This is a genomic window from Pandoraea terrae (genome assembly GCF_902459695.1).
In the GTDB taxonomy this organism is placed as follows: Bacteria; Pseudomonadota; Gammaproteobacteria; order Burkholderiales; family Burkholderiaceae; genus Pandoraea; species Pandoraea terrae.
Map to the genome: position 1 here is coordinate 1 of NZ_CABPRZ010000080.1, position 532 is coordinate 532.

The window sequence follows — 532 nt, forward strand, 5'->3', positions numbered from 1 at the left end:
TCAACCTGATGCTGGCCATCGCGATGCTCGGCTTCGGCATCCTCTTCTTCCTGTCGCAAAGCTGGCTGCCGTTCGTGATCATGGCCGCCATCGCCTTCGTGCTGGGCGTGCTGATCATCATCCCGATCGGCGGCGCAGACATGCCGGTGGTGGTGTCGATGCTGAACTCGTACTCGGGCTGGGCGGCCGCGGGCATCGGCTTCTCGCTGAACAACCCGATGCTGATCATCGCCGGTTCGCTGGTGGGTTCGTCGGGTGCGATCCTGTCGTACATCATGTGCCGCGCGATGAACCGCTCGTTCTTCAACGTGCTGCTCGGCGGCTTCGGCGCCACGGCCGGGGCGGCTGCAGCCGCGGGCGAACAGCAGCAACGTCCGGTCAAGTCGGGCTCGCCCGACGACGCGGCATTCCTGATGGGCAACGCCGAGACGCTGGTGATCGTGCCGGGCTACGGCCTGGCGGTGGCGCGCGCGCAGCATGCCCTCAAGGAGCTGACCGACAAGCTCACGGAAAAGGGTGTGCAGGTGCGCTA

At 66.0% G+C, this 532-nt stretch carries 1 protein-coding gene; it reads left to right on the forward strand.

Going from position 1 to position 532, the window contains the following annotated elements:
* A partial coding sequence (locus tag PTE30175_RS28075; RefSeq protein WP_150700340.1) for an NAD(P)(+) transhydrogenase (Re/Si-specific) subunit beta occupies positions 1-532 on the forward strand: 532 nt, incomplete at both ends.